Here is a 9,629-nt window from a genome sequence, read left to right as displayed (position 1 = left end):
CCCGCGGAGCGGGTACCCAGGCGCTGCGCGCCTGGGAGAGAACCACCACCGCTTCGCGGTGGTGGTGGCCCCGTCGGGGCCAGACCCTCCGCTTCGCTCCGGGTACCTGAGCGCTGCGCGCTCAGGAGTGAATGGCCTCGCTTCGCTCGGCCTGGAGCCCTTCGGGCTGGAGTCCTGCGCTGCGCTCCGGACTGTTCAGAGATTCCGCTGCGCTCCACTCTGAACTGCCTGCTTCGCAGGCTTGGATGACCCCGTTTCACGCGGTCCGGGCCTTCGGCCCGTTGAGTGTGCCCGCTCCGCTCCCCCACCAGGTCCTTCCGGCTCCGCCTCCAGGACCAGCCCGCTCCGCGGGCGGCTAGCAACACAGTAACGGTGCGTGCTCGAGCCCCCTGCTGGGCTCCCGGAGCTGGCCAGTAGTACGCAAGCTCCCGCGCTCAGCCTGAGGCACCCTCCAGCGGAAGGTGGTCTCGGAAGTACTCCGATTCCAGCCACTCCTCCTTCACGAACAGCGGCCGTGTCAGACACGCATCCCCGACCCGCTGCGCGCGCAGAAGAACCCCGAGATCGGTCAGGGATAGCGACTCGTCAGGCGTATAGAGCACCCAGTTCCCATGCTCCGCAGCCTGGTCCAACAGGAACTGCCGGCCCTGCTCCGGATCGCTTCCCGCCAGCGGAAAGCCAGCCAGGAAGACCTGCGGACCGGAGACCGCATCCAGCGCGACGCAAGCAAGCTTGCCCACCTCGTAGAACGCCTTCACCCCATCCGGGAAGTCCTCCTGCTCATACGGACCGCCAACCCGTTCCTCCGGTCCAGAAACGAACAGTGCCTGAGCAACCTCGACTGGAGACATCCCGAACCGCAACGGCCCCACACCGACTCCCGACCGCAGCTCCCAACACTCCCGCTCCACATCGACGCCCATCCACCCACTCCTACGTCCGACAAGTCCAGAACTACATCCGCCACCCAGCCGCTACACAAGACCATGCGCCAAGGTCCCAACTCAGCTACACAAGTACCAACCGAAATGCTCCTCTCGGCCGGAACGAACGGCCTAAGTGCCTGATTGGATACCTCGGGATCCCAGGTCAGAGCGGTGTTGAGACGTGTGGAGCGGAAATCGCCGTTCCGGGAAAGCGTCACGGTGACGGCGATTCCGAACGGCTCGCACATCCGTAATAGGCGCTTTGCCGGGAAGGCCGACGACCACGGTCCCGTCCGTGCTCCTCCAGGCCGATCAAGCTACCAGTACAGCCCTCCCGGACGCTCTCCGGCAAGAGCACTGCGGACGCGCCGCAGGGGTATCCGAGCAGGCAGTCAGATGCGCTTGCAGTACCCGCTGGTGCGCATGGTCCCCCGGTCCTTGGTGGTGAAGGCATACACCTTCCGGTTGAGGGAATCGGCGGTGTCGGAGCCGGCATCGCACAGGACGGTCACGCCGGTGTCCGCGGCCCGGAACTTGACCGGGGTGAAGATCTTCCCCTTGTCCCCGTGCCCCAAGATGTTGTCCGTGTCGTCCGCCGCGGACGGCACGTCACAGCCCTCAGCGCGCAGGTCGAGGTACCCGGCAGGGGCCAGGATGAAGCTCTGGAATCGCATGCCGTTGTAGCAGGTGTACATCGGTACAGCGGCCGCCGAGACAGACGGTGCGGCAGCGGCGCACACGCCGAACGCAAGGACGCCGGCAGCGAGCGAGGACAGAAGCTTCACGTGAACGGAACCTTTCACAGGAGGATCGGAACACCCCCTCCTGTCAGGGACGACGCAGGCGGGCGGTGGCAGTCCCACCTCTACCTGGCATGCCACACAGGCACGGGCACACCGCACCGGCAGTCACCCGATCAGGGCGGCGCGGACACCCCAATGCCCAACAATCCGATATACCCGAACGGGCTGCCAGGGGACCGATCTTCCCGGCAAAGCGCCTATTACGGATGTGCGAGCCGTTCGGAATCGCCGTCACCGTGACGCTTTCCCGGAACGGCGATTTCCGCTCCACACGTCTCAACACCGCTCTGACCTGGGATCCCGAGGTATCCAATCAGGCACTTAAAGAGCGTTTTGTCCCGACGGGGGTGTTTGATAGCTGTATGGGTGGCCGAGTGGGGTGGGACTGCTGAGGCCAGGGTCGTTACCCGTGATGTGAGAGACGACTGACGCGATTGCTGGGCACCTTTCCGCCCGTTCGCTCCTGTCTGATCCCAAAGCGCCCCCAGGCACTCCTGTTTGCGCCCTGTGGCTGCGCGTCTGCCGACGGGACTATCGAGACGTGTCCCGACAGCGGCCGTATCCGAGTGACCTGTCCGATGCCCGATGGGAACTGCTTGAGCCCATTCTGTCGACCTGGCGGGCCGAGCGGCGAGGGAAGGGCCTGGACATCGGGCGGCCGCCCGAACACGACCTGCGCCGGATCATGGACGCGGTCTTGTATGTGGACCGGACCGGGATCCCCTGGCGCTACCTTCCCCACGATTTCGCGCCGTGGGAAACCGTCTACGGATACTTCGCGGCCTGGCAGAAGGACGGAGTGTTCAGCCAGCTCAACGGCCTGCTCCGCCGACTGGTTCGGGAGGCCGCAGGCCGGGGTGCCGAACCGAGCGCGTGCGTGCTGGACGCCCAGAGCGTCAAGACCTCTGCCAACGTCCCAACCGCCGGGCAAGGTAGCGACGCGGGCAAGAAGATCGCCGGACGCAAGCGCCATATCGGCGTCGACACCCTCGGCCTCCTCCTCGCCGTCTGGGTCACCGCGGCCAGCGTCTCCGACAACGCCGGCGGCATCCACCTGCTCCCCCACATCGCCAAGGCCCACCCCACGATCACCAAGGCCTGGGCCGACACCGGCTATCGAACCAAGGCCATCGAACACGGCGCCATCCTCGGCATCGACGTCGAGGTCACCCGCCGCGACCCAGGCCAGAAAGGATTCAAGGTCATCCCGCGGCGCTGGGTCGTCGAGCGGACCTTCGGCTGGCTCATGCACCACCGCCGCCTCGCCCGCGACTACGAAACCCACCCACACCGCTCCGAAGCGATGATCCGCATCGCGATGATCGATCTGATGAGCCGCAGGCTCACACGGGAGTCGACTCCGAACTGGAAGGACTCATAGCCGCCGGGCCACGCTGACCCGTGCGTCCTCGCCCCTCATGGCCTGCGGCCAGCGGTCATCGATGACACCCGCCGCCTCCCGGCAGGCGCCACAGGCGTTCTCCCGCTCCGGCAGCCACCAGTGATCCGAGGGAGACATGCCGGCTACCTGGATTCCGCAGAGCGTCCTGTCGAAGATGCCGAAGGCGTGGGACACGTCGAAGGGAAGGCCGTCCGCGACGGCCCTCTCCCAGCGCATCCCCACAGGCAAGTACGGCGGCCGCGAGACCTCGAACCACTCGCCACCCACATGCGTGGCGGCATGGCACCAGGAACAGGACCAGATCTCCTCTTCCGACGCAGTCGGCTGCACCGGCGATCGCCACATCGCCCGTCCACACACATCGCACTCCACGGGCGGATCCTCACACGGCTCCGTGCGTGGGCCCCAACCCGCTGACACCGCCCGACTTACGAAACACCCCCGACGGGACAAAACGCTCTTTTAGAGCCCGGTCCCGGAACCGGGGCTGAACGCCCCGCTCAGCAACCGACGCAGCAGGCCAGTCCCTCCGCCCTTGCCGCCCTTGATGTTCGCGGAGACCAGGACGACGACAGCGGCCGCGAGAAACGCGGTGATCACGCCGGCGCCTCCGCGTGACCAGCGTGAAGCGCCTCGCCCCGGGCGCAGCCCGGTACCCCGCCGACCCAGCCGTTCCCACCAGGAACGCGCCCAACTGGAGCGCCACCCCGGCCATAGGTCCAACGCGGCGCCCCCGGCGCCCCGCTGGCTGACGAGCATCTCGTACAGCCACACCGCGACGCGGTGGAATCGGACGTCGGGAACGGATCAGGAGAGCACCCATTGGGGCGGGTGGCCCGGGTCGGCCGGGCACCGGTCGCGGCCGAAGCGGAGCCGGGTGGGCTGGGCGACGGACTGGCCGCCCCGGATCGAGGCCATCCCCTGTAGGGACGGATCGCGGTCTTCCAGCGGCATCCAGGTGTGCGAGTCGGTATCCGTCTCCTCGCCCGCGGCGGTCAGCAGGAGCCGCGTGGGGGCCCCGCAGGACGCGCAAGTGATGTCCATCGGGCCCGTCGACGCCCAGCTGGGAAAGCCGCCGACCCGCCAGCCGGGCGGGATCGAGAGAGCGCCCTGGTAGTTCGGGGCGTAGCGGCCGCCCTCCGCCGTCTGGGCGTCGTCCCGGGCATCGATGCCGGCGATCAGAGCCGCGGGCAGCGTGTCGTCCTCCGCCTACCGATAGGTGTCCACCTACCACCGGAGCAGCGGCACTTCAGGCGCGGTGGCGAGGAAGCGGTCCGCCCGCTCCGTCTGCGCGGCCGGCCTCCACCGCAGGAGGTACCGGCGCTCCAGGTGCGGGCCGTGGGTGCGCGGGCAACGCAAGAGCTGCACCAGGTCGGCGCCGCCGGGACCGGCGGCAAGGCCAGGGACGTCCCGGTCGAAGAACTGGGCCAGTCCCATGAAGGGCGTCGGCCCGGCCTCCCCCGGACTTCCGGCGCCGGGCCACGGGCGACTGCGGGGCCACACGCCGGCGGCCCGGGCGGCGCGGATGTCCTCCGGTGCGTACCCCTCGCTCCCGGGCTCGTGCGGCTCGCGGCAGACCGGCCACGGCTCGTCGCCGGGCCACAGCAACGGCCCTCCGACATGGCTGTCGTGCCGCCCGGGCTGCCCCGGCCACGGACTCCACGGCAACCGGCCTGGCCGGCGTCGTCCTGGTCATGGGCGGAACGTACGCGGCCGGGAGTATGCCGCGCGAACGGGTTGCCGCGATCCCTCTCACGAGGACACCGTGTCCGGCCAGGCCGGATCAACATCGCTTCCCGGACGGGCCGGTGCCTCCTGATCGACCCCGGTCAGCCCGCGCTGCTGAAGATGACGGAGCGGAACAGGGTGGTGTCCCCCAACTTCTTGCCCGGGTTCATGGTGGAGAAGGTGTCGCCGTTGCAGTCGGATTCGAGGAACACGGTCGCCGGGGCGTTGGTGCGGTTGTACGGGGCGCGGGCCGGGGCGAGGTCCGTCGCGTCCGCGATGTTGATGCAGTTGTCGTAGGCGGGGTCGAGCAGGGCGCCCTGGAGCGAGGTGCCGTTGGTGCCGTACGTGTAATCGAACTCCCCGTCCGCAGCCGAGGCGGAGCTCGGAACGGCCAGGAGGAGGGTGAAGGCACCGAGGGCGGCAACGGTGGCGTTACGCAGACGCATGAGGACGATCCTTGCTCACGGTGGGGCACGGCATACGCCGCCACGCTCACGTCGAACCCCGTCCATCGTGGGCATCACCGCGCGCCGAATCGTTCCTCCCCACCTGATCGGCCCACACCGCGAGTTGCTGAGGCCGGGGGCTCAGGTGCCGAGTGCGTGTCCGGTCGTCGAGTCGACGTGCTCCGGGATCTCGTCGTGGCGGTCGCCCGTCGTCGGTGTCCCGGTGGGTTCGAACAGGAGGATCGCCGCGCCGGACGGAGCGTGCGGCTTGTGTTCCGTGCCTCGGGGGACGGTGAAGACCGCCCCCCGCGGGAGCAGGACCGTACGCTCCCCGTCCGGTTCGCGCAGGGAGATGTGCAGCTCTCCGTCGAGCACGAGGAAGAATTCGTCGGTGTCGTCGTGGACGTGCCAGACGTGTTCGCCCTCCACCTTGGCGATGCGGACGTCGTAGTCGTTGACGCGCGTGACGATGCGGGGGCTCCACAGGGCGTCGAAGGAGGCCAGAGCCTTGCTGAGGGAGATGGGTTCACTGTTCACGGGCTCATCGTGAGCCGTTTCGCCCGTCCGCCGTGAGTGCTAGGAATCGCACATGACGAAAGAATCCTCGCACGGGGCTCGCGCGGCGGGCGTGCACCGGATCGTCGTGATCGTGGACGAGAACTCGAACCCCTTCGAGCTGGGCTGTGCGACCGAGGTCTTCGGTCTGCGCCGGCCGGAGATCGGCCGTGATCTCTACGACTTCAGGCTCTGCTCCCCCGAGCCCCTCACGCCGATGCGTGACGGGTTCTTCGCGCTCACGGGAGTCGCCGGCCTGGAAGCGGCCGACACGGCGGACACCTTGATCGTCCCCAACCGCCCGGACACCGAGGTGCCCCGCCGTCCCGCCGTGCTCGATGCCGTCCGGCGGGCACACGCCCGCGGTGCGCGCCTGATCGGCTTCTGCAGTGGGGCCTTCACCCTGGCCGAGGCCGGAGTCCTCGACGGGCGCCGGGCCACCGCGCACTGGCAGTGGGCGGATTCCTTCCGGGCCCGCTTCCCCCGCGTCCGGCTCGAATCGGACGTGCTGTTCGTGGACGACGGCGACATCCTCACCGCGGCGGGGAGCGCGGCCGCGCTCGATCTCGGGCTGCACGTGGTCCGTCGCGACCACGGCGCGGAGGTGGCCAACTCCGTGAGCCGGCGGTTGGTCTTCGCGGCGCACCGGGACGGTGGGCAGCGGCAGTTCGTGGAACGTCCGATGCCCGACCCGGCGGACGAGTCCTTGGCGCCCGTCCTGGTCTGGGCCCAGGAGCGGCTGGACTCACCGCTCACCGTGTCCCGCCTCGCGGCACGTGCGACGGTCAGTCCGGCGACGTTGCACCGGCGCTTCCAGGCGCAACTCGGCACGACGCCGCTGGCGTGGCTGACGGGGGAACGGCTCGCACTGGCGTGCCGGTTGATCGAGCGGGGCGAGTCCCGGTTCGAGGTGGTCGCGCGACGCAGCGGGCTCGGCACGGCCGCCAATCTGCGCACGCTGATGCGCCGCACGACCGGGATCACACCGTCGGCGTACAAGCGCCGGTTCGGGCCGGAGGCGGACTGAACGGGCGATCTTCGTGTCGGGGCGGCGGGAGGGTGCATCAGGGGGGTGGGCGTGTGTAGGGTCCGGGCGTGGGTGTGAAGAGCGGGGGCATCGTGTTGCGGGCCCATCAGGAGGAGGCCGTCGAGGCGGTCGTGCGGGGGCTTGAGGTTCCGGTGGGGGTGCCGGTTCCCGAGGGTGGGTTGCGGGCCACGGTGGTGGCCGCCTGTGGGACCGGGAAGACGTTCATCGCGGCGGCCGCCGCGTTGCGGCTCGCCCGGCACGGGCGCGTGCTGGTGTTGCTGCCGACCCTGGACCTGCTCGCGCAGACGGTGCGCGCGTGGCGGGCCGCCGGGCACACGGGGGCGGCGGTCGCGGTGTGCTCGCTGGGGGAAGGGGCCGGGCTGGGTGTGCGGGCGACGACCTCGGCGCCGCAGCTCGGGCTGTGGCACGGGCGGGGGCCCGTGACGGTGTACGCGACGTACGCCTCGCTGCCGGTCGTCGCGCAGGCGCACCGCGGGGAGTACGGGCTGGCGATGGAGGCCTTCGACCTGGTCGTCGTCGATGAGGCGCACCGGACGTCGGGGGCCGCGGGGAAGGCCTGGGCGGGCGTGCACCGGCAGGAGGTCGTGCCGGCTCTGCGGCGGCTGTACCTGACGGCCACTCCGAGGATCTGGGGCGGGCGTCCGCCCCGGACCCGGGAGCAGGAGCGGCTCTACGAGGCGCAGGCCGCGGTGGTGGACGAGGAGACCGGGGGGCGGACGCGGCGGGTGCGGGATCCGCTCCCCGCCCGGGAGCTGGTCTGTTCGATGGACGACCGGGAGGTGTTCGGGCCCGTCGTCCACGAGCTGACGCTGGGGGACGCCGTGTCGCGGGGGCTGCTCGCGAAGTACCAGATCGTGGTGGCCGAGCTCACGGATCCGCAGGTGACGCCGGAGCGGCTCGTCGGTGCGGGGCGGTACGGGGAGCGGCTGCGGGGCGAGCGGCTGGTGGCGTTGCAGACGGCTCTGCTGGAGGCGATGGCCGAGCACGGGCTGAAGACGACGATCACCTTCCACCACCGGACCGTGGAGGCGGAGGCGTTCGCCGAGGGGCTGGAGCGGGTGGCGGGGCGGCTGCACGAGGTGGCGCCGGCCCGGCATCCGGAGCGGGTGTGGGCCGGGTGGCTGTGCGGCGAGCACGAGGCCGGGCACCGGCAGGCGGTGCTCGGTGACTTCGGGCGGCGGGCCGGGCGGGCGGTCCTGGCGAACTGCCGGGTCCTGGGTGAGGGGGTCGACATCCGGGCGACGGATTCGGTGGCCCTGATCGATCCGAAGGGGTCGGCGGTGGACATCGTCCAGGCCATCGGGCGGGCCCTGCGGCAGCAGCCGGGGCAGGGGAAGACGGCCACCTTGATCGTGCCCGTGTTCCTGAAGGCGGGCGAGCGGCCGCAGGACATCCTGTCGTCGGATTCCTACCGGCCGCTCGTGCGGGTGTTGCAGGGGCTGCGGGCGCACGACGCGCGTGCGGTGGAGCTGCTGGCGGTGCCGCAGGAGCCCCGCAGGCGGGTCGTCCAGCCGTCGCCGCCCATCGGGCGGGCGCCGGCCGAGGGTGCGGACGAGACCCGGCTGCTGCTGCGGTTCGCGGCGCCGCGCGATCCCGCGCTGATCGCGCAGTGGATCCGCTACCAGGTCATCGACACCGAGGGGCAGGAGTGGAGAAGGGGCATCGAGGCGGCCCTCCGGTACCGGGAGCGCGAGGGGGATCTGCGGGTGCCGTACGAGCACGTGGAGGGGGCGTACCCGCTCGGGCGGTGGCTGTCGGACCAGCGGCGGGCGATGCGGGCCGGGACGATGAGCGGGGAGCGGGCTGCCGGGCTGGAGGAGCTGGGGATCGTGTGGGACACCGCCGACGCCGCCTTCGAAGCCAACCTCGCCGCCGCGCGGGCCTACCACCGGCTGCACGGGACGCTGGCGGCCCCGCGGGGCGCGGCGGTCCTCGACGTCCGGGTCGGGCAGTGGCTGACCAACGTGCGCCGGCCCGGCGGGCTCGGGAAGGACCCGGTGCGCGCCGGGCGGCGGGCCGCGGAGCTTGCCGCGATCGACCCCGGCTGGAACCCGGGGGCGTGGGGGTGGACCGTCGACTGGCAGCGCCATTGCGCCTACCTGGCCCAGCTCCTGGAGGAAGGCGCCCGGCTCGCGGACGTGGTGCCCGGGGTGACCCGGCACGGAGAGGACGTCGGACGGTGGCTCGCCGGCCAGCGGCGGGACTGGGACCGGCTCAGCGGGGAGCAGCGGCGGCGGCTCGGTGCGCTGGGGGTGGAGGCGGGTGTGCGGGAGCGGCCTTCGGGGGCGCCGGCGGCGGCGGGCGGCGCGGCCTTCCGCACCGGGGTCGAGGCCCTCGCGCGGTACGTGGGGAGGGAGGGGCGGCTGCCGGGGCGCGGCGCGGTCGAGACGCTGCCCGACGGGACCGGGCACCGGGTCGGGGTGTGGCTGATGAACCAGAAGCAGCGGCGCGAGCGGCTCGCTCCGGCGCAGCGGCGGGTGCTCGCCGGGCTCGGCGTCGACTGGGCGCGGTAACCGCTGCCGGGGTGGGGTGGCTCCGGGCAGCCGGTGTCCGGCCGCATCGAGGCGGCGTAAGGCCGGGGGTGCGGGGCGCCGCGTGCGGGGGCGGCGGGGTTCGTGTCACCGGTGTGCAACAGCGTTGTCCTGCAACGAAGACGGTGTGCTCCCGGGGGGCGGCGTCCCGTCATAGTGATCAAGGAAGCACTCCGGCTTCGACCATCGA

At 71.0% G+C, this 9,629-nt stretch carries 11 protein-coding genes; 3 read left to right on the top strand and 8 right to left on the bottom strand.

The window, feature by feature from the left end; all coding sequences use genetic code 11:
- Positions 1–434: 434 nt before the first annotated feature.
- Together ACGFXC_RS34625 and ACGFXC_RS34620 are read right to left on the bottom strand one after the other, a co-directional pair.
- On the bottom strand, positions 435–923 hold the full coding sequence (locus tag ACGFXC_RS34625) for a hypothetical protein (protein WP_393718876.1): 489 nt from the start codon (positions 921–923) through the stop codon (positions 435–437).
- A 395-nt stretch (positions 924–1,318) separates the two neighbouring features.
- Complete coding sequence (locus ACGFXC_RS34620) at positions 1,319–1,600, bottom strand: hypothetical protein (protein WP_393718875.1); 282 nt, start codon at positions 1,598–1,600, stop codon at positions 1,319–1,321.
- A 670-nt stretch (positions 1,601–2,270) separates the two neighbouring features.
- On the opposite strand from ACGFXC_RS34620, the gene ACGFXC_RS34615 reads away from it, so the two are divergent.
- A complete protein-coding gene (locus tag ACGFXC_RS34615; RefSeq protein WP_393718874.1) occupies positions 2,271–3,110 on the top strand; it encodes an IS5 family transposase in 840 nt (279 codons plus the stop codon).
- Here the strand turns inward: ACGFXC_RS34615 and ACGFXC_RS34610 are convergent.
- The 6 genes from ACGFXC_RS34610 to ACGFXC_RS34585 form a co-directional block, all read right to left on the bottom strand.
- The gene (locus tag ACGFXC_RS34610; protein ID WP_393718873.1) at positions 3,105–3,347 is read right to left on the bottom strand and encodes a hypothetical protein; all 243 of its coding nucleotides are present in this window, start codon (positions 3,345–3,347) and stop codon (positions 3,105–3,107) included. The genes ACGFXC_RS34615 and ACGFXC_RS34610 overlap by 6 nt on opposite strands.
- Before the next feature lie 246 nt (positions 3,348–3,593).
- On the bottom strand, positions 3,594–3,731 hold the full coding sequence (locus ACGFXC_RS34605) for a hypothetical protein (RefSeq protein WP_393718872.1): 138 nt from the start codon (positions 3,729–3,731) through the stop codon (positions 3,594–3,596).
- A gap of 207 nt (positions 3,732–3,938) precedes the next feature.
- Positions 3,939–4,175 carry a hypothetical protein gene (locus tag ACGFXC_RS34600; RefSeq protein ID WP_393718871.1) on the bottom strand — a complete coding sequence of 79 codons (237 nt, stop codon included), beginning with the start codon at positions 4,173–4,175 and terminating at the stop codon, positions 3,939–3,941.
- Between the two features lie 183 nt (positions 4,176–4,358).
- The gene (locus ACGFXC_RS34595) at positions 4,359–4,739 is read right to left on the bottom strand and encodes a hypothetical protein (protein ID WP_393718870.1); all 381 of its coding nucleotides are present in this window, start codon (positions 4,737–4,739) and stop codon (positions 4,359–4,361) included.
- Between the two features lie 221 nt (positions 4,740–4,960).
- The gene (locus tag ACGFXC_RS34590; RefSeq protein WP_393718869.1) at positions 4,961–5,305 is read right to left on the bottom strand and encodes a hypothetical protein; all 345 of its coding nucleotides are present in this window, start codon (positions 5,303–5,305) and stop codon (positions 4,961–4,963) included.
- A gap of 141 nt (positions 5,306–5,446) precedes the next feature.
- Positions 5,447–5,842: a cupin domain-containing protein gene (locus tag ACGFXC_RS34585; protein WP_393718868.1), complete on the bottom strand. Its 396-nt coding sequence runs from the start codon at positions 5,840–5,842 to the stop codon at positions 5,447–5,449.
- A gap of 52 nt (positions 5,843–5,894) precedes the next feature.
- Between ACGFXC_RS34585 and ACGFXC_RS34580 the strand changes: the two genes are divergently transcribed.
- On the top strand, positions 5,895–6,887 hold the full coding sequence (locus ACGFXC_RS34580; protein WP_393718867.1) for a GlxA family transcriptional regulator: 993 nt from the start codon (positions 5,895–5,897) through the stop codon (positions 6,885–6,887).
- A 68-nt stretch (positions 6,888–6,955) separates the two neighbouring features.
- Positions 6,956–9,421 carry a Helicase associated domain protein gene (locus ACGFXC_RS34575; protein ID WP_393718866.1) on the top strand — a complete coding sequence of 822 codons (2,466 nt, stop codon included), beginning with the start codon at positions 6,956–6,958 and terminating at the stop codon, positions 9,419–9,421.
- Positions 9,422–9,629 lie beyond the last annotated feature (208 nt).

Origin of the sequence: Streptomyces sp. NPDC048507 (assembly GCF_043199995.1) — a bacterium.
Taxonomy (GTDB): Bacteria; Actinomycetota; Actinomycetes; order Streptomycetales; family Streptomycetaceae; genus Streptomyces.
The sequence above is the reverse complement of the archived record's forward strand: the minus strand, read 5'-3'. Positions and strand labels throughout refer to the sequence as shown.